General features: G+C 64.2%; 1 pseudogene. It reads right to left on the reverse strand.

The annotated features are described in order from the left end of the window. Positions 1-410: 410 nt before the first annotated feature. Positions 411-676: pseudogene (locus H1B27_RS39870) on the reverse strand (hypothetical protein); the annotation flags it as partial.

The following is a 676-nucleotide window of genomic DNA, read 5'->3' on the forward strand; positions in this document are numbered from 1 at the left end:
CTGCAGCGCACCGCTGAAGGAGCGCTGCGCTGCGTCCGGGGCACAAGAGCGGAGTGTTCGCGCGCAACTGCATCAACGCCGTCATTGCGAGCGCAGCGAAGCAATCCAGAATCCCTCCGCGGAAAGACTCTGGATTGCTTCGCTGCGCTCGCAATGACGGAGCGTGGGGCGGCGGACATCGCTCTTTCGATTCGCATCTCACCTGCAGACACATCTTCTCGTTCTCGCGGCTGATCTCGCCCGAGCTTTGCCTGGTCGCTTCACCCTCAAATGAAAGAGGGCGCAGGGAAGGCCGGGATGTCCTGGCTACACCTGTATGCCGCTGTGCAGCTTCTTGTTACGCAGATTCCGCACAGTGGACCTCGGGTGCCAGCGGGCTCCCGGCCTTCCCTGCGCAGTGGTTTTACGGCTTATGTCGCGATCTCCCCAGGGAGCGATGCACTATTGCCCCCGTCGCCTTGCGGATGACTGACGCTGCGAGCCCGGTCGGGCCGCAACGTCACCGCAACACTTGGCGCACAGACCCCGGGCGCCAGGACCACACGATTTTGCCGTACGCTGATGGCACCGGTCGTATGCACGACGACCTTGCTCACGGTTGCCCGCCCTGCAAGCCCGTTCGTGCCAACGCCATCTGCGTCCACCGCCGCCCGGCCCGCGTTCGTGACGATCGCGA

It is taken from the genome of Bradyrhizobium diversitatis (genome assembly GCF_016031635.1).
GTDB classification, from domain to species: domain Bacteria; phylum Pseudomonadota; class Alphaproteobacteria; order Rhizobiales; family Xanthobacteraceae; genus Bradyrhizobium; species Bradyrhizobium diversitatis.